A 575-nucleotide genomic window follows, 5' to 3' on the forward strand; every position below is an offset into this window, starting at 1 on the left:
ATGAGTCGTACGGTTTGAAGTTTGAATTCCCTGTCGTACTTTTTCGTCATGTTGGACACCTCGATTATGAACGCTTTTATTGTCGCACTCTCGATTCTCCGTGTCCAATGTAAAGTCTAGCATCAAAGCCTCCCAAAAACCTCGCGTTTATCACGGAGGAAGACCTATACCTGGTTATTCGTTGTCAAAAGACGGACAACCTGTCAGTGACGAACAAATCAAAGAATGGCTATCCGAGCTGATTGCCGATGAAGAATCTGCTTATGGATATCGAAAGCTTACCGTCTGCCTACGGCGAGACCACCAACTGGTCATCAACAAGAAAAAGGTTTACCGCTTGCTGAAAGAAGAAGAACTCCTGCAACCACAACGACAAAAGAAAAGGAAACATCCTCGAAAGTTGGCAAACAACCGAGAGATTACCGCTCCGAATCAATTGTGGGAGATAGACGTAAAATACGGATTTATCGTAGGAGAACAGCGTTTCTTTTTCCTGATGAGTCTCATTGATGTCTATGATCGAGCGATCGTGGACTACCATTTCGGACTGACCTGCGAAGGAAAACATGCTGCTC

General features: G+C 44.7%; 1 protein-coding gene. It reads left to right on the plus strand.

Annotated elements, in window-relative coordinates; all coding sequences use genetic code 11:
• Nucleotides 1-181: 181 nt before the first annotated feature.
• The coding region (locus AC27IT_RS27920; protein ID WP_487092279.1) for an IS3 family transposase at nt 182-575 on the plus strand (394 nt) is incomplete at its 3' end.

Source organism: Brevibacillus sp. YAE8 (assembly GCF_057543335.1).